This window comes from Ferruginibacter albus (assembly GCF_020042285.1).
Lineage (GTDB): Bacteria > Bacteroidota > Bacteroidia > Chitinophagales > Chitinophagaceae > Ferruginibacter > Ferruginibacter albus.
In genome coordinates this window covers 1,662,220-1,683,695 of sequence record NZ_CP083388.1, presented here as the reverse complement: position 1 = coordinate 1,683,695, position 21,476 = coordinate 1,662,220, and the positions used below count along the sequence as shown (strand labels likewise).

19 protein-coding genes and 5 tRNA genes are annotated in these 21,476 nt (G+C 36.5%); 4 read left to right on the top strand and 20 right to left on the bottom strand.

Annotation, left to right across the window (positions count from 1 at the left end; translation table 11 throughout):
- Positions 1–4: 4 nt before the first annotated feature.
- The 14 genes from K9M53_RS07580 to rpsU all read right to left on the bottom strand — a co-directional run bounded on the left by K9M53_RS07580 (position 5) and on the right by rpsU (position 9,828).
- The gene (locus K9M53_RS07580; protein WP_224019025.1) at positions 5–1,807 is read right to left on the bottom strand and encodes a gliding motility-associated C-terminal domain-containing protein; all 1,803 of its coding nucleotides are present in this window, start codon (positions 1,805–1,807) and stop codon (positions 5–7) included.
- Between the two features lie 217 nt (positions 1,808–2,024).
- Positions 2,025–2,681, bottom strand: a complete 657-nt coding sequence (locus K9M53_RS07575; protein ID WP_224019024.1) for an SGNH/GDSL hydrolase family protein — start codon at positions 2,679–2,681, stop codon at positions 2,025–2,027.
- A gap of 182 nt (positions 2,682–2,863) precedes the next feature.
- Positions 2,864–4,813, bottom strand: a complete 1,950-nt coding sequence (locus K9M53_RS07570) for a T9SS type A sorting domain-containing protein (RefSeq protein ID WP_224019023.1) — start codon at positions 4,811–4,813, stop codon at positions 2,864–2,866.
- Between the two features lie 55 nt (positions 4,814–4,868).
- Positions 4,869–5,459: a transcription termination/antitermination protein NusG gene (gene nusG, locus K9M53_RS07565; RefSeq protein ID WP_224019022.1), complete on the bottom strand. Its 591-nt coding sequence runs from the start codon at positions 5,457–5,459 to the stop codon at positions 4,869–4,871.
- Complete coding sequence (secE, locus tag K9M53_RS07560) at positions 5,459–5,656, bottom strand: preprotein translocase subunit SecE (protein WP_224019021.1); 198 nt, start codon at positions 5,654–5,656, stop codon at positions 5,459–5,461. The genes nusG and secE overlap by 1 nt, the downstream gene beginning before the upstream one ends.
- A gap of 34 nt (positions 5,657–5,690) precedes the next feature.
- Positions 5,691–5,761, bottom strand: a tRNA-Trp gene (locus K9M53_RS07555).
- 98 nt (positions 5,762–5,859) lie between these two features.
- Positions 5,860–7,047 (bottom strand): elongation factor Tu, encoded by a 1,188-nt coding sequence (gene tuf / locus K9M53_RS07550; protein WP_224019020.1) that lies wholly within the window; start codon positions 7,045–7,047, stop codon positions 5,860–5,862.
- A 119-nt stretch (positions 7,048–7,166) separates the two neighbouring features.
- Positions 7,167–7,238 (bottom strand) — tRNA-Thr (locus tag K9M53_RS07545).
- Positions 7,239–7,316: 78 nt separating this feature from the next.
- Positions 7,317–7,392, bottom strand: a tRNA-Gly gene (locus K9M53_RS07540).
- Between the two features lie 97 nt (positions 7,393–7,489).
- Positions 7,490–7,572: transfer RNA gene (locus tag K9M53_RS07535), tRNA-Tyr, on the bottom strand.
- A gap of 9 nt (positions 7,573–7,581) precedes the next feature.
- Positions 7,582–7,654: transfer RNA gene (locus K9M53_RS07530), tRNA-Thr, on the bottom strand.
- Positions 7,655–7,934: 280 nt separating this feature from the next.
- On the bottom strand, positions 7,935–8,234 hold the full coding sequence (locus K9M53_RS07525; RefSeq protein WP_224019019.1) for an HPF/RaiA family ribosome-associated protein: 300 nt from the start codon (positions 8,232–8,234) through the stop codon (positions 7,935–7,937).
- 206 nt (positions 8,235–8,440) lie between these two features.
- Positions 8,441–9,346 carry a tyrosine-type recombinase/integrase gene (locus K9M53_RS07520; RefSeq protein ID WP_224019018.1) on the bottom strand — a complete coding sequence of 302 codons (906 nt, stop codon included), beginning with the start codon at positions 9,344–9,346 and terminating at the stop codon, positions 8,441–8,443.
- A 59-nt stretch (positions 9,347–9,405) separates the two neighbouring features.
- On the bottom strand, positions 9,406–9,828 hold the full coding sequence (gene rpsU / locus K9M53_RS16210; RefSeq protein WP_224019017.1) for a 30S ribosomal protein S21: 423 nt from the start codon (positions 9,826–9,828) through the stop codon (positions 9,406–9,408).
- A 52-nt stretch (positions 9,829–9,880) separates the two neighbouring features.
- Here rpsU and K9M53_RS07510 point away from each other — a divergent pair, with 52 nt between their 5' ends.
- The 4 genes from K9M53_RS07510 to K9M53_RS07495 are packed head-to-tail and all read left to right on the top strand — an operon-like array spanning position 9,881 to position 13,824.
- Entirely contained in the window at positions 9,881–10,471 is a 591-nt protein-coding gene (locus tag K9M53_RS07510) for a riboflavin synthase (protein ID WP_224019016.1), read from the top strand.
- Between the two features lie 2 nt (positions 10,472–10,473).
- Positions 10,474–11,529, top strand: a complete 1,056-nt coding sequence (locus K9M53_RS07505; RefSeq protein WP_224019015.1) for an acyltransferase family protein — start codon at positions 10,474–10,476, stop codon at positions 11,527–11,529.
- A 3-nt stretch (positions 11,530–11,532) separates the two neighbouring features.
- Positions 11,533–12,642, top strand: coding sequence for an acyltransferase family protein (locus K9M53_RS07500; protein ID WP_224019014.1), 1,110 nt, complete (start codon positions 11,533–11,535; stop codon positions 12,640–12,642).
- Positions 12,643–12,687: 45 nt separating this feature from the next.
- The gene (locus tag K9M53_RS07495; RefSeq protein WP_224019013.1) at positions 12,688–13,824 is read left to right on the top strand and encodes a hypothetical protein; all 1,137 of its coding nucleotides are present in this window, start codon (positions 12,688–12,690) and stop codon (positions 13,822–13,824) included.
- A gap of 5 nt (positions 13,825–13,829) precedes the next feature.
- Here the strand turns inward: K9M53_RS07495 and hscA are convergent, their stop codons facing one another.
- The 6 genes from hscA to aroB all read right to left on the bottom strand — a co-directional run bounded on the left by hscA (position 13,830) and on the right by aroB (position 21,421).
- Positions 13,830–15,683: a Fe-S protein assembly chaperone HscA gene (gene hscA, locus K9M53_RS07490; protein ID WP_224019012.1), complete on the bottom strand. Its 1,854-nt coding sequence runs from the start codon at positions 15,681–15,683 to the stop codon at positions 13,830–13,832.
- Between the two features lie 148 nt (positions 15,684–15,831).
- Positions 15,832–17,418 carry a L,D-transpeptidase family protein gene (locus K9M53_RS07485; RefSeq protein ID WP_224019011.1) on the bottom strand — a complete coding sequence of 529 codons (1,587 nt, stop codon included), beginning with the start codon at positions 17,416–17,418 and terminating at the stop codon, positions 15,832–15,834.
- A 314-nt stretch (positions 17,419–17,732) separates the two neighbouring features.
- Positions 17,733–18,029 carry a thiamine-binding protein gene (locus K9M53_RS07480; RefSeq protein WP_224019010.1) on the bottom strand — a complete coding sequence of 99 codons (297 nt, stop codon included), beginning with the start codon at positions 18,027–18,029 and terminating at the stop codon, positions 17,733–17,735.
- Between the two features lie 92 nt (positions 18,030–18,121).
- Positions 18,122–19,114 carry a chorismate synthase gene (locus K9M53_RS07475; protein ID WP_224019009.1) on the bottom strand — a complete coding sequence of 331 codons (993 nt, stop codon included), beginning with the start codon at positions 19,112–19,114 and terminating at the stop codon, positions 18,122–18,124.
- The gene (gene aroA, locus K9M53_RS07470; protein ID WP_224019008.1) at positions 19,114–20,400 is read right to left on the bottom strand and encodes a 3-phosphoshikimate 1-carboxyvinyltransferase; all 1,287 of its coding nucleotides are present in this window, start codon (positions 20,398–20,400) and stop codon (positions 19,114–19,116) included. The genes K9M53_RS07475 and aroA overlap by 1 nt, the downstream gene beginning before the upstream one ends.
- 1 nt (position 20,401) lies before the next feature.
- A complete protein-coding gene (gene aroB / locus K9M53_RS07465; RefSeq protein WP_224019007.1) occupies positions 20,402–21,421 on the bottom strand; it encodes a 3-dehydroquinate synthase in 1,020 nt (339 codons plus the stop codon).
- Between the last annotated feature and the right edge of the window lie 55 nt (positions 21,422–21,476).

Below are 21,476 nucleotides of genomic sequence, written 5' to 3'. Positions count from 1 at the left end.
TTTATCATCGAATTATAGTAACATTTCCTGTCAATGTTCTAACGCTTGAATCGTTGTATATAGCTTTAATCACATAATAATACGTGCCATCGGCAACAGGCTTATTTTGATATTTGCCATCCCAATCATTATTGTAATTATCAGAATGATATACAAGCCCGCCCCAACGATTGTAAATATTGACGATACTATATCTAATACACTCAGAATTTGTTACCACCCATACATCATTATTACCATCTTCATTAGGAGTAAATGCTTTGGGAGGATTTAAAATGCAATCCGCTAATAGCCGGACCTTTAAAGTCGTATTAATAATACTGTCGCAGCCATTTCTGTCTTTTAAAATACTTTGATAAACGCCGGCAGCATTTACCCTATTTCCCGATGGTAATGTATAAGATTGTCCGTTATAAAAAGAATCGGTTATACTGATCGTTTCAATTGGGTTTATTGTCAAGTTAACAATGGTTAAAAGACTATCATTGCCTGTAACATTTCTTACGGTATCTTTATAGGTTCCCCGCTTATTTATTAAACCTCCACTTGGCAATTGATAACTTTCGCCCGCACAAATAGCAGTGTTAATAATAGTAAAACCTAAATTAGCACAGGCATTGGTATCAGGTGGCGTTAAGCTGGTAAAATTGCTGATGAAATTAGGCAATCCTTCCATTGTGGGTTTATGATCCAGGCAAAGAAAATTACGTTGAAAACCGCAGGAATTCCCGCTTAGGTTTGGGAAGTTTACCACATCAATGCTATCTAAGGAATAATAGGTATCCGGGTTCGTTTGAAATGGATGATCCTGGTTCCATCTGCTGACATACATACGTTGATCCGGTGCCAGTTTCACTTGTCCAATAAAACCATACCCATTAGGGCTGCCGTCCCTGTAATCTACACTATCAATATCTACTCTTGAAGCAGTAATGTTTGATGCCGTTAAATTAAATTGTGAAAGATAACTGTAGCCACCCGCTACCCAGGAAGTAATATATAATTTTGAATTGTCAGGAGATATTGCGTTTGAATAAACATTCTCGTTAATCCTGTCTAAAATAGTTTGTTTAAGAGTCAACTGCCCGGTTTGTGTATTAAAGTCAAATAAATAAATAGCTGAACCCAAACTATTTAATGCTAAAAGCTTTCCATCCTGGGAAAAATTTAAAAACGCTACATTGTTTAAGGAAGGAATAGAAAGCGTAGAGATCACCGGGCTGTTTAATCCAGTGCTATTTAATAAATATGCATAAAATTTTGCAACAGTACCTGCAAATTGTACACTTACTATCCAATAATCTTTTGCATTGCAATGCATCGTACCAGCAAGGCTCTCGGTTCCGGGAGTAAATAATAAATTATCCTTAGAGATCACATCTCCCAAGCCTCCATCCAAACTCATATCAATAATAGTATATCTTAAGCCCGTTAATTCAGGAATATCTCCCACAGAAGAAAAAAGATAATAAATAAAATCATTGCCCGGCTTTGGAACAATAAGTGAAGATTGGGATGATGATTGGTCTCCTATTAATTGATTACCATTTGGCATAATCAAGTGATGGCTGTTCCATATCATTTCGCCATTTGAATAAAAAAGCAATTTCCCCGTTGTATCAGACATTGTTGAACAACCTTCGATGGAAATTAACTTTCCGGTTGTATCGGCATGTGGTGTTCCTAAGGAAAAATCGAGACCAGCCTGGTAACCAAAATACCAGTGCGCAGCCCGCTTTAATTGTGCATAAGAAAATGTAGTTACTGTAAGGAAACTAACAAACAGAAAGAATATCTTTATTTTCATGGCACTACTTATTTAGCATTTAATAAGGTAACTTGAAAGATAAGGATTATAAAAAATAAAAAAGTTATTTTGCCGAATCTTATTCTACTTTATTCTGCCTTGCTTCATTATAAATTTATTAATGGCAATTACCGTTTCTATCTGTAGCGCAATTTTTTCATCATAGCCTGCTGTTCTAAGCTGTTAGCAGAAGTTTTTATTAATGTTATATTTTTTACTAATTCTTATGTTTTAATGCCTTGGATATAGCTTTTACTACCAAAGGTTCCATTATTTTATACCCTTTTAAATTAGGATGAACACCATCTTCGGAAAATTCCTTGCCTAAGCCTTTCTGGTCGTCTACCATTGCAGAATAATAGTCTAAAAAAACAATATTATTTTTTGCTGCATAGGATCTGATCATGTCATTTAAACGGATAACTTTTTCAGCAGGTTTTATATTCATTCGCCAAAGAAATTTATTTGCCGGAAGAACGGAAGAAAGAACTACTTTGATCTTATTTGTCTTTGCCAATTCACACATTGAAATAATGTTACCTAAAATATCTTCCAGGCTTATTGGCCCGGTATTTTCGGCAATATCATTTATACCGGCTAAAATAACAACAACATCGGGCTTTATATCAATTACATCCTGCCTAAAACGAAGTAGCATCTGTGAAGATGTTTGTCCTGATATGCCTCTATTTACAAAACTTTTATTAGCAAAAAAAGAAGAATCAATTTGTTTCCAAAATTCTGTAATAGAATTACCCATGAAAACAATTCGTTTTTCACCAATTGTTTTTGCAGGTAACAGCTTATTTGAATCTGCATACTTTCTTAAGTTGGGCCAATCCTCTGATTGGTTAGATTGGGAATAAACAGACATCTGACAAAAAATTAAGAGTGCCGGGAAAAGATATTTCATTATGACAGGTTTTAAAAACAGGAAAACTTTACTTAATAGACAATTTAAAGAAGGCAAAGGAGTACGATTAAGTAAAAATGAATTCAATTAATGTAACCAACTTATTTAAAATTGAATTATTAAAAGAGATGCATGGCTAAAACTTACTTTACCACGGCCTGCTTCAACAACAACTTATTAGTAGCATCTGTCACTTCAACAATATAGGTTCCCCTACTCCAGTTAGCGGCATCAATATCAACCGAAGGGTTATAAGAGGTAATTGATTTTACTAAAGCGCCTTTCAGATCGTAAATCTTTATTTGCTTAGCGCTTATGGCATTGTTGGAGATAGTAAATGAATTATTATTGATCGGGTTGGGATATAATTTAATAACATTCGCACTATTAAAATTTAGATCTGCAACGGTAGTATAAAATACTGCATTGCTTTCATCCATTATCTTAACCTTGTAATAAACAGTTCCATCAATGTTAGCATCGGTATAAGAATACGCTGTTTTACCTGCAACAAAATTTTCAGTAGCTATTGATGAAAAATCTTTACCGTTGGTTGAACGCATTATTTCAAATGTTTTTGCATCATCTGTATTACCAATTACCCAATTTAAAACAGCTGCATTGTTTTGCTGTGTTGCAGTAAAGGATTGAATGTGCACCGGCACTACATTAGAAGGTGCTATCAATATATCTCCACGATATTTTTTAAACTCATCGTCACCCAGATCTTTTGCTTCATTGCCATCATTATAAAATTCGTACGAACCATTATCACTTAGAATTTCCAAACGGTCTTTTTGCATCTGGCCATTCTTATCAATCTCCAAAACAGATTCAGCATTTAATGCACTGATATCAAATTGAGGGATTTGTATTGGTGCGTCTGCTGCATTACCACTCCATTGAAAAACAGCACCGGTAAGCGGGTTGCCTGCATAGTTACCGGCAACAATTATGTACGTACCATCCGACATGCGTACGATGTCTCTAAAACCTCTGCCACCCAGATCTAATTCAATAGGAGCACCAAAGGTTGGAGTTCCGGAAGGATTACCATTGTTAAACCAGCTTTCGAAATTTAGTAACGGTGCTATCAGAGCTTTTTTACGATTAGAAGTGGGTACTAATGGCGCCCTGAAGCCGATGTACAAAGTAGTGTTATCAGGACCGATCGTTATTCCTTCTACATTAAATCCGTCAATGGTTTTTGAATCGTGACTGCTGGCTGCGCTGGAGGTGAAATTGTAGCTGTGTGCATCTCCCCAGGTAACTAAATTTTTTCGAAGCGAATTATAATGTCCTACTAAAGAAAAATTAGTATTAGCACCGGTCCCGCTCATGTTTGTCGCAAATAAACAGCTGGCATTATCTCCGGCATCACTCCCCATAGAGCCTGTCCAATATACGCGGTTAGGATAAGCAGTGCTTCTTACACAAGCTTCCGCATCTGTTTCTTTGTAGTTTCCTTTGCTGCCATCTGTCAATCCTACAGAATCACCATAATAATATTTTTTTACGTACATGCCCGATTGGTTGCGGGCTGTAACAAACAGGTAATTCATTTCATCATCACACATTACCATATAATTACTATCCAATGCAACGCAACCTGATGCATCGGAATAACCAGTATGCCAGAAAGTATGTATAGGATCCACAGCTGACGCAGAAGCAGCATAGCTGACCTTATATGTTTTACTGCTACCTCCGCTGGTAAGTGTTAACGTGATGGTAGAATAGCCAACTGCTTTAGGCTTTATTTTAACTGTTGCGTAACCATCACTCTGAGTAATGGTTATATCAGCATTAGCCACTACACTTGTTTTACTACTGGCGGCTGTTAGTGTATAGTTAGCCGCTGTAATAGGCGTGCTGCCGTTTAAAACGTTTACAACGATACCATAATTCTGTGCCGGGTCTGTTGGGTCGTTAATGACTCCGCTGACATTTGGAGGAACAATGTAAGGTGTAGTTAAGGCAGTATTTACTGCAATAGAAATGGCTTGTACATTATCAGTGCCGAGTGGTGTTTGGGCTTTGGCAAATAGCGAAAGCATTAAAGTGGCACTGAATAAAAGTTTTCTCTTATTCATAGCAAATAGCAATCTTTAATTAAATAGCAATGCCCAAAAATAAGAAAAACTATCATTACGATAGTTTTTCTACTTGCATATAATTTAATTCTACAGGTGTGGCTCGACCAAATATCTTCACCTGTACTTTGAGTTTCTTCTTTTCATCATTTACTTCCTCTATCACACCGTTAAAGTCGTTGAACGGTCCGTCAATGATCTTAATGGTTTCACCCACGATGAATGGCTCGCTCATTGTCATACCGCCTGCTTCGCCCATTTCATCCATCTTACCTAACATCTTATTTACTTCAGCCTTACGCAAAGAAATAATATTTCCTTTACTTCCTTTGCCATCGGTTAAAAAGTGCATTACGTTGGTGATGTTACTGATATGTTGTACCATGTCATCATTCAACTTATCTCCTGCTACTTCCAACATTACATAACCGGGATAGAAGTTTCTTTCACGCATTACTTTTTTACCATTCTGCACTTTATATACTTTTTCTACGGGTAAAAAAACCTGCTTGATAACTTCAGACCATCCGTTGCGTACAATATCTTTATCAAGATACTCTTTTATCTTGCGCTCTTTACCGCTCACTACACGCAGTACGTACCATTTGCTTTCTTTTTCCTGCGTTGCTGTTGCTGTTGCTTCCATTACGATTTAAATATAGAGTAAATAAATTTCAAAGCTCCGTTTGCCACAAAGTCCATCAAAGCTACAATAGCTGTAATTACCAGCGTAGCTCCTAAAACAATTACAGTTGACTGCTGCAATTGCTCCCAGGTTGGCCAGGATACTTTTTCAACCAATTCTTTATAAGAATCGCCTAAATATGTTCTTACTTTATTCATTAGATTTAATTTACCAAGTATGCAAATTAATTTGCACGGGCACTAGGATTCGAACCCAGATCAAAGGTTTTGGAGACCCGTATGCTACCGTTGCACCATGCCCGTAGAAAGCTAAAAGCTATTCCGTTTTACCGAAACAGCTTTTAGAATATGTTGCAAATATAAGAACTATTTGCTTTGGGCTAAAAGCTTGCGCCTTTAGCTTATTTTAAAATTTCAGTTACCTGACCGGCACCTACTGTACGTCCACCTTCACGAATCGCAAATTTCAAACCTTTTTCCATCGCGATTGGTTGGATCAATGTAACAGTCAAGTTGGTATTATCACCAGGCATAACCATTTCAGTACCTGCATTCAAAGTAACTTCTCCGGTTACGTCTGTAGTACGAAAATAGAATTGAGGACGATATTTGTTGAAGAATGGAGTATGACGTCCACCTTCTTCTTTGCTCAATACGTACACTTCACCTTTAAATTCAGTGTGAGGAGTGATTGAACCTGGTTTACAGATTACCATACCACGACGGATCTGAGTTTTTTCAATACCGCGTAATAATAAACCTGCGTTATCACCAGCTTCACCTTCATCCAATAATTTCTTGAACATTTCCACACCTGTTACAGTAGAAGTTAAAGGAGCAGCGATCAACCCTACGATTTCCACACCTTCACCTACTTTAATACGACCTCTTTCGATACGACCAGTAGCAACTGTACCACGACCGGTGATAGAGAATACGTCTTCCACGCTCATCAAGAAAGCTTGATCAACCGGACGAGGAGGTAATGGAATATAAGTATCAACAGCATCCATTAATTCGTCAACTTTAGCTACCCATTTAGCTTCACCAGCTAAAGCGCCTGTTGCAGAACCTTGGATGATTGGAGTATTGTCGCCATCAAAACCGTAAGAAGTTAACAACTCACGAATCTCCATTTCAACTAATTCCAATAATTCAGGATCATCAACCAAGTCAACTTTGTTCATGAAAACCACAATACGAGGAACACCCACCTGGCGAGCCAAAAGGATATGTTCTTTTGTTTGAGGCATTGGTCCGTCAGTAGCAGCAACAACCAGGATTGCACCATCCATCTGAGCAGCACCAGTGATCATATTTTTAACATAGTCAGCGTGACCAGGACAATCTACGTGAGCGTAGTGTCTGTTAGCTGTTTGATATTCTACGTGAGCAGTATTGATAGTGATACCTCTTTCTCTTTCTTCAGGTGCACCATCAATTTCATCATATTTCTTTGCTTCCGCTAAACCTTTTTTAGACAAAATATCGGTAATAGCGGCAGTTAGGGTTGTTTTACCATGATCTACGTGACCAATAGTACCAACGTTAACGTGGGGTTTCTCCCTTTTGAAGGTCTCTTTTGCCATTTTTATTTGTTTTAATAATTGTTTTAAAATTTGATTTTATGTAACCAGCGATGGTATCGCTAATCAGCATCCTTGTGTTACTCACTTGTAGCGTTTCAGCATCATTCAACAATCAAGTGAGCTGTTGATGAGAATTGAACTCACGACCTCTTCCTTACCAAGGAAGTGCTCTACCCCTGAGCTACAACAGCTTGTTATAGAGTTTTCGTGAAAAAATTACACTCAACTTATATCCTATATAAAGAACTAAGAGATCCTTTCGGATCTACTGGAGCGGAAGACCGGGCTCGAACCGGCCACCTGAAGCTTGGAAGGCTACCGCTCTACCAAATGAGCTACTTCCGCATATAATAAAATTCCAAATTAGAAATTCCAAATTGGAGGCGTTAAAAGAACTAAACAATTTGCAATCTTTCGATCTAAAATATGCAATTTGATTTTGTGGGCAGTGGTGGATTCGAACCACCGAAGTCGAAAGACAGCGGATTTACAGTCCGCCCCATTTGGCCACTCTGGTAACTGCCCAAAAAAATGAGCCGAAGAAGGGAGTCGAACCCCCGACCTACTGATTACAAATCAGTTGCTCTACCAACTGAGCTACTTCGGCATTTTTTAATCTGCTACATTCATCATTCGTCCATTTCGTTTATCACAATTCCTATCTGAAATTCCTGATAGATTGGCAACCAAATTTTGAACAACAATTGAAAAGAACTTTTGGGTAAATCCACCCCACAAAACCGCTCACCCTTTTTTTAAGGAAGGCAAAGGTAAGTATATTTATATAATAGAGAAATATTGAGAAAGAATTTTTTACACTAAAAAAGAAAAAATGTGGATTGAAAAATTTGAGTATTAAAAAAGCCCCGTTTTTCGGGGCTTTTATTTTATGCTGCAAGCTTTTCTTTTTTTCGCTTTATCTGCGTTATTACTGAGTTTAAAGCTTCATCAAAACTTTCCTCGAACGATTTAGATGAACATTTCACAAAAAAGTTGTGACGGGGAACGTGCACCTGTATCTCTGCGATCTTGTCTTTAATGTTGTGAACAACATTGTCTAATTTAAGAAATACATTCACTTTGGTGATGCGATCGTGAAATTGGGTTAGCTTGGAAACTTTTTTTTCTACATACAATACCAATTTGGTGTCTGCATCAAAGTGCACTGTTTGAATGTTTACGTTCATAGCAATCTAAATTTTTAGGTGAACAAATAATTTGTGAGTAATAATTTGGGCTGGTAAACATCAGGTCATAAGTGAGAGATTTAGGAGTGAAAAATAACTTATGATTTACTGACATCAAGTTAATCCTTGTTACCGAGTTTTCCAAATTAAAAAGCGTTTTTATAGTAAACTGTCAATAAGTTTTTTTATTGTGCGGAAACTACAATTTATGCCTTAGGGTGCGCCTTCTTATAAACATCTTTCAGTTTCTCAATGGTATTATGCGTATATATCTGTGTGGCTGCCAAACTACTGTGCCCCAACAGCTCTTTAACAGCGTTGAGATCTGCGCCATTATTCATTAAATGCGTAGCAAAGCTGTGGCGTAATACATGTGGGCTTTTCTTATCAATAGTGGTAATTAACGATAAATATTGCTTTACGATCTTGTACACTTGTTCAACGGAAACCTTGCTTCCTTTTGCGTTTACCAATAGCACTTCACCGTCAAACACCTCAAACTCCGTTCTTTTATTTTGCTGATACGCTTGTATTGCCTGCATTAACTCATTGCTTACCGGCAATATCCGTTCTTTATTGCCTTTTCCTAATACTTTGATAGAGCCATTGGCTTTATCGATCTGTGATTCTTTTAAGCCAACCAGCTCAGCCCGGCGCATACCGGTGTTGTAAAATAATTGCAACAACAATCTATGCGTTTTGCCTTCCCAATTATCAGGGAACTCTACATGTGTCAATAGAGTACTGATATCTTTCTCCTGCACAAATTGCGGTAGCCGTTTGCTTATTTTTGGCGAAACCACCGTTGTCATAGGGCTTGTTGTTACAGCACCTTGTTTTAATTGATATTTAAAGAAAGATTTCAAGGTAGATATCTTGCGATTGGCTGATTTTGCAGTAATATCTTTTTTCTCTTTTAGATCTGCCAGCCACGAACGGATAAAAGATGCGTTGATCTCTGCCAATGCAGGGTTGCCCATTTCTGTTTCCAGGTAATCAAAAAAAGAATATAGATCGTTCTGGTATGAGATAATGGTATGTTGGGAATACCGCTTTTGAAATTTGAGGTAATCTAAAAAATGTTGTATAGTTGCCTGGTGATATTGGGGCATAAAAAAAACTGATAGCCGAAGTTACTGCTATCAGTTTAAAATATGATTATCGGTAAACGTTAAATATCTATTTTTCCGCTTGCTATGTTTTGCTTGTACACAGCTTTCAATACTTGCGTACGACGACGAACTGATGGTTTAGTGAAAGATTGTCTTTCTCTTAACTCTAACAATACGCGGCTTTTTTCGAATTTCTTTTTGTACTTTTTAAGCGCTTTGTCGATGTTTTCGCAATCTTTTGAATCAATAATTAACATTGTATATACCTCCTTTGGTAATTTTTTAGAGCCGCAAAGATAAGGGATTAATTGATAATAAGAAAATGATTTTGAAATGGCTGAACGATAAATTTTAGCATTGGAGTATATTCTATAAATGTTGAATAAAGTATGGTTGCTGACAGGCTGCGGGATAGAAGCGGAAAGCCCGCTGAAGCCTGGTGGGCGGGGCTGTGGCGGACTTGCAGCGTATAGCCCGGACAACTATAGAAATAAGTATTGCTGCCGAAAGCCCCTATTTAATTAAATTGCGTCAATGTTTACAGGTATAATTGAAGCTAAGGGAGTTATTAAAACTATTGCTGCCAAAGGCACCAACAAAACTTTTTGGATAGAATCGCCAATTACAAATGAGCTGAAAGTTGACCAAAGTGTGAGCCATAACGGCGCCTGCCTTACGGTGGAAGAAATTAAAGAGACTGCATACCGTGTAACCGCTATTGAAGAAACGCTTTTAAAAACGAATATGGACAACTGGCAAGCAGGTTGGGAAGTAAACCTGGAAAGGTCGCTTAGCCTGGGGGTAAGATTGGACGGGCATATTGTGCAAGGTCATGTGGATACAGTAGCTACCTGCATTTCCATTGCAGCTAAAAATGGCAGCAAAGAGTTTTCATTTTCTTTTGATGAAAAATTTGCTTCCTTAGTTATTGAAAAAGGCTCGATTGCCGTTGATGGGGTTAGTCTAACTATATTTAATGTAGGAAAAAATAATTTTACCGTTGCCATCATCCCTTATACATTGGAACATACGAATATTAAGCATCTGCAAGTGGGCAATAAAGTGAATATTGAATTTGACATGATCGGAAAATATGTGAACAGGATAGCGCAACAAAAACAATAAACTTGCAGTCAACACCTTTACATCATTACAACAACTTTAATCTTCTTCGCCTTTTAGGAGCTGCATGTGTTTTATTTTCGCATACGTACTACGTAGTAGGACAAAGCGAAAAAGAGCCTTTAAACCTGTTATTGAACGGAGCACTGGAAGCATCGGGTGTCGGGCTCACTATTTTCTTTTTCATCAGTGGATATTTTATTACCAAAAGTGCCACTGAAACCCATTCTGTTCTTTTATTCTTAAAGAAAAGGGCTTTGCGTATTTATCCTGCATTAATCGTATTGGTAGTGTTAAGCATTTTTTTAGCAGGGCCGCTTTTAACCTCCTTATCATTGGGTGAATATTTTACAAGCAAAGAAACCTGGTTGTATCTTGGTGTTAGTACCGGGTTTTGGATAAGGACCGGCTTACCGGGTGTTTTTTCTACGCCTGCTTATTATGTTCATGCGTTCAATACCTCGTTATGGAGCATTACACTGGAATTGGAATTGTATGCATCTATTGCAGTATTGCTTTGGACAGGATTATTAAGAAAAAAAGCTTTTGGATTATTAGCAGGCTGTATAGTATTGATAAGCTTTTTAACTGTTTCATTTAAACAGGATATTTCTGTTAATATTGCCCGCCAGCTTAATCTTATTGCCATATTTTATTCAGGAAGCTTTGTTTATGCTGCTTCCATTAAAGCAAAACACTTGTTACTAATTGCATTTCTTACAGCGATATTATATTTTATATTCTCGGCTGACAGAATAAACTCTTTTATGACTGCTCCTTTATTATTGCTATGCATTTGTTGTTGTGTTTATTTAATTGGATCTTCAAAAAAAATTGTGGTGCCTTTCAATACTGATATCTCTTATGGAGTATATATTTATGCATTCCCTGTTCAGCAAATAATGTATCGTTTATCAGGTTATAATAATTCTGTGATGTTATCACTTTTATATAGCGGATTGGCTACAATAGCATTGGCATTTGCATCATGGCATTTGATAGAAAAACGTTTCCTGGTTTTAAAATACGGCAGTTTGTCAACCCGGAATCTGAAGAATTAAAAAATGAACAACAAAAATTTTATTCCTGCATTAACGGGCATTCGTGCTGCCGCTGTGTATTTTATTTTTTTTTATCATCTGAATGAATCTTACGAAATAAGCCACCCTACCCTTTTTCTATTTGTAAACCAGTTCTATACTTTTTTAGATTTCTTTTTTGTATTGAGCGGGTTTGTTATTTACTATAAATACAGCGAGATAAGCGGTTTTAATAAAACAAAATTGCACAACTATTTTGTAAGCAGAATATCAAGGGTGTTTCCCATTTTGATATTGCTAATAACTATCACTTTTATTTTAGATTACTTACACAACATTTATCCTTTAAAAGAAACGATAAAACTTTATTTATTGAACATTACATTGTTTAAAGGGTTTTCGTCTAATTATCTTTTAACGGGCATTGGTCCTAGTTGGAGCATGTCGGTAGAAGAATTGTTTTATGTACTTTCTCCTTTACTTTTTTTATATGCAAAAAACTGGCGGTCATTAATGAAAATTGTTTTATTGTTTTATGGATCAGGGCTGATCATAACATTCATTTTTCTTCATTGCCCATTTGATGGTTTTTTCAGCAGTTATTTATTTACAGCTTATTCTACTTTTTTTGGGCGCATATTTGAATTTGCATGTGGCATATTTTTAGGCATGCTGATAAATGGAAAGACCAAATCCAATTTTATTGAAAAGCTTGGTAAAAAAAGTTTGTATATAGGTCTCGGAATCATAGCACTCTCAGTTGTATTGCTTTTTTTAATTGCAGATCGTTATAAAACGCCTCATGGCATTGAAGCATGGCCCGGAATTATTGTAAACAATATAATGATGCCGATTGGAATCATGCTGCTATACTATAGTCTTATTCATCATGAAAGTTTGTTACAAAGGATCTTGTCACATAAAATAGCTGTGCAGCTTGGCAGTTCTACTTATTCGTTTTATTTGCTACATACAACCTTCGTTTTGTCTGCTATCTTTAAATATATAAGCACTAACATATTCATTGCATTTATTTGTATGATAGCAGTTGCATTTGTATTTCATAAGCTAGTGGAAGAGCCTTTAGCTGTTTTCTTTAGAAAAAAACTGGTACGAAAGCCGAAAAGCAATTAACCGAACCGGACATTTCTTAATATCTTTAAAGCAATAATTACTACTTTGAACGCAACCGTATTAAATAACGCTATTCGAAAATATGGGATTAGTTTTCTTTTTGGATGTTGGTTGCTTATTACAGTTTTGCATTTGTATCTATACGGCATCGGCACAACACTGGAAGCTGAAAAATATATAGGAGAAGCAAACAGGTTGATCAATCGTCAAGGGTTTACCGAAGTACGTTATGTCTTTTATTCGCTTACCATATTTATAATATGGTTATCATTGACAATAAAGATCGGATTGAGCGGAGCTGTAGTAATCCAGGCTTTATACAACCTGTTTGCCTTGTTTTTTTTCTTTAAAAGCCTGCGACAAATTTTTAATAGCGAAGTATACCCATTTGCAATAACTCTTCTGCTCATCGTTTTTTCTCCATATAGTTCATGGACAGTTTATCTGTATACGGAATCTGTTTTTTATAGTAGCTGTTTGCTACTTCTCGCTGCTCTTATAAATTATATTTTCAGCAAGAATGCAAAAACATTTTTTTTTCTCCTGATCAGCATGTTGCTGGTAATTTTAGCCCGCCCATTGGGTATATTATTTCTTGCACCGGTTTGGTTATTTTTATTCGTTGATGTCAAAAGAAAAACAAAATTTATATTGATACCAATAGCCATTGCGGGGTGTGTTCTTTTTGTTTATATCAGCAATATTGTTTTTTCTACAACAAACGATGCGAACAGCACATTAGCGGCTCAAACAGATTGCATTATTTGTGGAATACGTTCTCCCAGTCCACACGCTATAAAAATAACTTCTGATGGCTCGCAGGTTTATCAACTCTACTATTACATAATCAATAATTTTGAACACTTTCTACAATTAGGAACAATACGATTAAAGTATTTTTTTCTGATGACGAGAAGCTATTACAGTAACCTGCACAACCTCTTCTTGCTGGCATTTATGATTCCCTTATACTTTTTTACTATTATAAGCTGGTTTATATTAAAGGGCAGAACATACCGCCCCATTTATATTTTCCAATTAAGCTCCATCTTTATTTTTGCAGTAGCTGTAATGTTGCAGTGCGATGACTTTCATAATCGTTTTATTTTGGCATTATTTCCTTTCTTTCTTACGATCACTGCAAAAACAATTGAACACGTTTTGGAGAGAAAAAAGAGTTGACTTACCTAAACCATTTTTCCTTTCACAGCAACAGCTATTGCTTCATCCATTATGCGCTCTGCATATGGGCGGGAAATCTCATTTAGCTCTTCAATTTTTTTATGAATAAGATCTTTATCATTCATCGTAAGTGCTAATTGCAACGATTGCATGGTAGCTGCAGTTTCCATTGTTTCTTTTTGGGTAAGATGATTAGCGTTTTTTTGAATAAATTTTTCTGTTGCTTCCAATAGTTGCTCGCCTTCTGTTTTGGCTTCTATTAATGCTCTTATTGCAATATCATCTTGTGCATGCGTAACAGAATCCAGCAACATTTTTTCTACATCAGTATCCGATAATCCATATTGAGGCTTTATTTCAATTGTTTGTTCTATACCGCTTCTTAACTCTTTTGCTTTTACCAGCAAAATACCATCAGCATTGATCAAAAATAAAACATCTACTTTTGGTAATCCAGCAGGCATTGCCGGGATACCGCTTAAATTAAATTCCCCCAATTTGCGATTGTCTTTCACCAAATCTCTTTCGCCCTGGTAAACTGTAATTCTCATTCCGCTCTGCCCGTCTTTTTGAGTAGTATATTGTCGACTTGCTTTGTTCGGGATTTTTGAATTACGTGCAATCAGTACATCCATTAAACCACCCATTGTTTCTATCCCTAAGGAAAGTGGTGTGATATCCAAAAGCAATAACTCTTTATTATTACCGGCTAATACGTCAGCTTGTATAGCTGCACCTAAAGCCACCACTTCATGAGGATCTACAGCATCATTCACAGGCCTGCCAAAAAACCGGCTTACACTTTGTTTTATAAATGGCACTCTTGTAGAGCCGCCTACCATTACTATTGCATCTATATCCTTTGTTTTTAATTCGGCATCCCGTATAGCATTACTACAACAAGCCAGCGTTTTATCAATTAATGGCTTTATTAAATTTTCAAATTCAGAACGGATAATTGAGAGAGTCAACTCGTTCAATCTTCCATTAAATTCATCACTAGATGATAAGGTGATTTTTGCTTCCTCAGCCTTTAAACGAATGGCTTGTACAAACTCTTTATCCGTGAGTTGTTTTTCGTTTATGCCTGACTGCTGTATCCAATATCGTACGATCATATTGTCTATGTCATCGCCTCCCAAATAAGTATCTCCATTGGTTGATAGCACTTCAAATATTCCGTTATTTATTTTCAAGATAGAAATATCAAATGTGCCTCCACCCAGATCATAAACAGCTATTGTTTTTTCTTCTTCTTTATTTAAGCCAATGCCATATGCTAAACTTGCAGCAGTTGGTTCGTTTACAATTCGTAATACATCTAACCCTGCCAATTTACCTGCATCCCGTGTAGCCTGGCGTTGCGCATCGTTAAAATAAGCAGGCACTGTGATTACAGCCTTGTTAATGGGTGTTTTTACAATATGTTCCGCTCTGTGTTTTAATTCTTTTAAAATAAAAGATGATAATTCTACGGGGGAATAAAATTTATCGCCCACCTGTACTTTCACAAGACTTTCTGTATTGTCGTCGATTATTTTATAAGAAAAGAACGATGCATTTTTTTTGATGTCATTATACGATTTACCCATTAAACGTTTCGCAGAAAAAATCGTGTTTGCCGGGTCGCTCAATAAATATTTTTTTGCCTCCTCTCCTACTTCTATATTTTTTTGTTCATCAAAATGAACAACAGAAGGCACTAAAGAACTACTGTTATGTTCTTTTAATGCAACCGGTTTTTTAGTTTCAGGATGAATAAATGCTACAAGGCTATTAGTTGTTCCAAGATCTATTCCTACAATTATCTCTTCTTTTTGCAAACTGCCCGTTGCTATATTGATAGATATTTTTGACATGGCTGCAAAATTAAGAGATAAGGCTGAAAGCAGCTTCTTAAGCGAAAGATGATTAAGGGTATAGTATATAAGCAAGCCCCCCATGAAATCGGGATCAAAATAACACAACGATGCTTAATAATAATGAAAACGCTTAGTATAAAAGATATTACTTATTCGCAAAATATTTATTGCGGATGGTTTCGTCTTCTCCATACATATCATCATAGAAAATGATCTTTCCATCTTTGCCTTCACACCCCATGTAGCGTATAAATAACGGAAGACGATGCTTAATGAAGATCGTTTTCTTTTCCTTCCTGGCAAGAATATTCAGAAGTGAATCGGTATTGTAAGCTATTTTCTCATTGGGTTTTGCATTAGTGCTGTCATACTTCAAAATATAGAATGCCAATTGCTCCCATTCCTGCACACGCACACAACCATGACTTAATGAACGAACAGAGCGCTTGAAAAGCCCACGCTCATTAGTATCATGCAGGTAAACTGCAAACTTGTTATTGAAGTTAAATTTCAAAACACCCAACGCATTGTCATCGCCACTTCCCTGCATTATTTTATACGGAATACCTTTTGAATATTTTTGCCAATTGACTTTTGTAGGGTCTACAATATTCCCATCTTTATCCAAAATATTGAGCCCGATCTTTTGCAAATAATGCGGATTGGTTTTTAGCTTAGGTAAATATTGTTTTACTATGATACTATTAGGCACTGTCCATGTCGGGTAGGTTATCATGTTTGTAATAGAGCTTGTAAGCAACGGTGATCTTGTAAGCGGCTTACCACAAATAACTTTTGACTCCAACGCCACCGTGTCATTATCCCAAACCTTTAAATAATACCCAGGAAGATTCACCCAGATATATCTTTCAGGCATTTGTGAAGGCAATTGTTTATAGCGATCAAGCGTAATCGCAATCCTTTTAAAACGTTCGATATCATTTGTGTTTAACAACTTAACTAAAGATGTAGAAATTATACCATCCGGCTTAATTCCTTTTAACCCCTGGTATTTTTTAATAGCACTTTTTAATTGTGTCGAGTCCGGTGCCAGGTCGCCAATAGTTAAACATTTACTTTCTGTTAAGCGTGTTTCCAATGAATCTATAAATGCCAATGAATCCTTCTCGTTCTTTTTGTATGGATATTTTAGATGGGTATATGTTCTTCTATCCATACTATCTAAAAAGTTTTTAATTCCGTTCTTTAGTTCCCAATAACCTTTCTGTGATGGCTCGTAGGTTGACAATAAGGTTGTCAATTGTTTTTCCTCCAAAAGCTTCTTTAATGCATTTGTATAAAAATCATTATTAAAAGAAGAATCTTTTTTATTGATAGAAATACTATCCGCAGGTATGCGGCCAAATTTGAGATCATTTATAATATGGACAAATCCATCGGTTAACAACAAGTCAGCTTTTGTCCATAATGCAGCATCCATGCGATGTGTAGAATCTGTATCTAATTTTGTTTTGATTGATTTAAAAACATCAAAGTGATAATCATTCGGGAAAAGCCCTGACAACTCTGCATTTTGAATATATGTATAAACAGAATCTGCTAACGGATTCCATTTCTCCTTATCACTCCAAACATTTTTATAATCAACACTGGTGTAAAAATCATTCGTAGCGGAATCCATATTCAATACAATATTATCGCCGATCTTTCCACCATTTTCCAATGCATATTGTAACGACTGCTTAATATTATCACTAGTTTGTTGGTTCATCTCATTAGGATTCTCAACAATAACTTTCTCTGCCGGCTTCGAAGTATTATGACACGAAACGGCAAACAAACAAATGAGTACAACTGTGAGACGGGATAAAATCTGCTTATGATAAACCATATTAAGAATATAATTTAATAACTGCTAACGGACTTTTTTCTTAGGAGGATGTGAGGTGCTATTCTATTACAAGATAATAAATAGCAGGAATATAAAAATCATTTTAGCAATTATTTTTGGAAACCTATGATACTGCAAATACAGGATTGTTTAATCTACAGTTAGATTTTTTAAGAAGTTGTAGGTTACTACTACTATTTGAATTTTGAGGTCTTTTCATCGCCTGTTATATCGCCGGCGCTGCGTATTTGCAGTTGTACATTGGATATCCATTCAGCGCAACCTTTTTGCAGCAAGTACTCATTTACAGCATGAATTACCTTGGTTACTTCATCGTAAGTACCTTCCAGTGTTGTAGAAAAAGCTCCAACCTCATGTTTTACCGATGATTGCTGAATGATCGCAATTGCTTCATCAACCCATTCGTAAGGATGTTTATCCTGTACTACAGGAAGAATTTGGATAGATGCGTTTACGATATAATTATGCATGATAGCTATTTTGTGAACGGTGAAAAGTGAATAGTGAAAATATGAAACTTATATTCTAACCAAGATTTCACTATTGACCATTGCCTATTCACTTAGTTAATTACTCTCTTAATCTTTTGCTCCAGCAACATTAAATCAGCCAATACAAAAGCAGTTACTGCTTCTAATACAACAGGCACCCGCAAGGCAATACAAAGATCATGTCTGCCTTTCACTGAAAACGATTCTACTTCACCTGTTTCAATATTTAATGTATGCTGTTCTTTTGGGGTAGATGATGTTGGTTTGATAGCAATGCGAAAAACTATTTCGTTACCGTTTGTTATACCACCAACAATACCGCCGGCATTATTGGTTTTTGTTTTACCGGTTTTATCAATGATCGCATCGTTATGATCGATACCGAACATTTTTGCTGCAGCAAAGCCGCTACCAAACTCAATTCCTTTAACAGCAGGTATCGCAAACACGGCATGACTTAATAACGATTCTGCCGAATCAAAAAACGGCTCGCCTAATCCTGCAGGAAAATTATTTACCCTGCACTCAACAATGCCGCCGATACTATCTTTTACATCAATGGCTTTTTGTAACCCTGCTTCTACATCTTTCTCACCACCAATTTCTAAAATAGATGCTTCTACTTTTATATTGTTCAATAATTTCTTTGCAATAACTCCGGCAGCTACCAAACACACTGTCAATCTTCCGCTGAAATGACCACCACCTCTGAAATCTTCAAAGCCGCCAAATTTTTGTGTGGCTACAAAATCCGCATGTCCAGGACGTGGAACTGCACGTTGCTTTTCATAATCTCCGCTGCGAGTATTTGTATTGTCAAACAAAATAGTGATGGGTGCTCCCGTAGTTTTTCCGTTGAATACCCCATTCATTATTCTTGGCAGATCAGCTTCTTTACGAGGCGTTGTACCTTTGGCTCCGGCTTTTCTTCTTTCAATGTCAGTTGTAAAATCGTCTACACTTAAAGGCAATCCAGCAGGACAACCATCAATATTAATGCCTACACACTCACCATGCGATTCACCAAAAATGCTTACTCTGAAAATTCTGCCGAAACTGTTCATTAATTTAATTGTTTATCGAGTGAAGATACAGAAGCTCCTAATTGTTTCAAATGCTCATAAAAGTTAGGATACGATTTGCTGATGGCTTCTGCTTCTTCAATTATCATTTCGCTTTCAGCTTTTAATCCTGCCACTGCACAAGCCATTGCAATACGATGATCGTGATGTGAATGAGTAGTTGCTCCTTTTATTATACCGCTGCCATTTACAATCATTAAGTCATCTTGCAATTCAATCTCCACGCCCATCTTACCAAACTCTTGTTGCAAAGTTAATCCACGGTTGCTTTCTTTATGAGCTAAACGACTTACTCCTTCAATAACAGTCTTGCCTTCGCAATAAGAAGCTAGTGCCACTAATGGAGGAAACAGATCAGGGCAATCAGTTGCATTAAAATGAAAAGCTTTCAATTGTGCCGGCCCGATCGTTATTTGTTTTTTTTCAATAGAAATTTTTGCTCCGCAAGACATTAATGCCTCCAAGATTGCTTTATCTGCTTGTGTTGAAAATACATCCAATCCTTTTACCACAATGTCACCAGCGATTGCGCCCGCTACTAATAAAAAAGCACCGCCACTCCAATCACCTTCTACTGTATAATTTATAGTTTCGTTTGCATCAGTTGGTTTTCCTGAAAAATAAAACGATTCATGATTTCTATTTTCAGGAACATTTAAACCAAAGTCGCTCATTACTTTTAAGGTAAGATCGATATACGGTTTGCTTTTCAGATTATCTACTGTAATACTTACATCATTTGCATTTGAAGCAGCATATGCCATTAACAAACCGGTTAAGAATTGAGAACTTAAAGAACCGTCTATCGAAATATCCTTTGCTTGCAATGGTCCTTGTATTTTTAACGGCAGCTTACCGCCATTCGAATTTATTTTAACGCCTACTTGCGGCAATACCTCATCAAAAAAATCCATTGGTCTTGTGGCAAGACTTCCTTTGCCATTAACCGTAATTTCTTTTTCACTTAATGCGACAATTGGTGAGAACATACGAATACTTAAACCACTTTCGCCACAATTCACTTCATTGGAAATCGGTTTTACTCCTTCACTTTTCACGATCAATTTATCATTTGCCATTTCCCATTTTGCACCTAAGTTTTCAATAATGCTTAATGCCGCCTTATCGTCATTAGATATGCCGGGATTTGAAATGATGGACGTTCCTTTACGCACCAAAGCCGCTGCACATGCACGTTGCATGGAACTTTTGGATGCCGGTGCAACGATTTCACCTTTGATTGCAGATGGTTGTACTCTTACTATCACTTTATAAGGATTGTATAATTTTTTCTAATTGAATTAATGGAATTTGCTTTACTACTCCTTTGCCGATCTTCTCCAATAATATATAATTCATCTCTTTTCTTTCACGCTTCTTATCCATTTTCAACACATCAAATACTTTTGATTTGTCAAATTGAAAATAAGTAGGCAAACCGTATTGCTCGAATGTTTTTACAATCGCTTCTGTTTGTTTAAAACCAAACAACTGTTGCGAGATATGCGATGCATACGTCATTCCGATTGAGATTGCCTGTCCATGCGATAACTCATATTGATTCTCTAATGCATGACCAAGTGTATGCCCAAAGTTTAATAATCTTCTTTCGTTTTGTTCAAACTCATCAGCCTGCACAACTTTCAATTTGATCTTTGCATTGCGCTGAATTAATATTGCAGCTTCTTTTTTCTTGCTGAAATAATATTTCAATGAATGCTGTTGCAATTCTTTAAACATGGCGGCATCTTTAATACAGGCATGTTTAATGATCTCTGCAAAACCGTTCTGCCATTCGCTTTCAGGCAAGCTATTTAAAAAACTATAATCGTGTAAGATAAAAGAAGGTTGACGGGTAACGCCAACAATATTTTTGTAAACTCCAATATCAATTCCGTTCTTTCCGCCGATGCTTGCATCTACTAATGCTAATAAGGTAGTCGGAATAAACCCAAACTTTATTCCACGCATATAAGTAGACGCTACAAAACCTGTAATGTCTGTAACCACTCCACCTCCTACTCCAATTAAAACAGTTTTACGATCTGCTTCAAATGCAATTAATTGCTGAATGATGGAATTAACAGTGTCCTGATTTTTATGTGCTTCGCCGGGAGGTAAAATAATGCGCTGGTAATTCTTAAACTTTTTTTCATGCGCTTTAAAAATGTTTTCATCAGTAATGAAAATCGCATTCTTAACATCAACAATATTTTTCAAGCTATTGATGCTATCGGCAAAATAAAAATCAGTTGAAGAATTGGAAAATTTGTAAGTCTGCTTGCTCATTGTTGTTTTAGTTTCACGCAAAGAAACCAAGAAGCAAAGGCGCAAAGTTGGACGA